The organism is Streptomyces violens (genome assembly GCF_000717745.1).
Classification (GTDB): Bacteria; Actinomycetota; Actinomycetes; order Streptomycetales; family Streptomycetaceae; genus Streptomyces; species Streptomyces violens.
The window spans coordinates 1-205 of record NZ_JOBH01000060.1; the positions used below are offsets into that span (position 1 = coordinate 1).

The 205-nt window shown below is 62.4% G+C and carries 1 pseudogene; it reads left to right on the forward strand.

Annotation, left to right across the window (positions count from 1 at the left end):
• Window positions 1-205: pseudogene (locus IF04_RS36390) on the forward strand (adenosylhomocysteinase); the annotation flags it as partial.

Consider the following 205-nt stretch of genomic DNA (forward strand, 5'->3'; position numbering starts at 1 on the left):
CGAGATCGACCCGATCTGCGCGCTGCAGGCGGCGATGGACGGTTACCAGGTCACCACCCTGGACGAGGTCGTGGAGACGGCGGACATCTTCGTCACCACCACCGGCAACAAGGACATCATCATGGCCTCGGACATGGCCAAGATGAAGCACCAGGCGATCGTGGGCAACATCGGCCACTTCGACAACGAGATCGACATGGCCGGC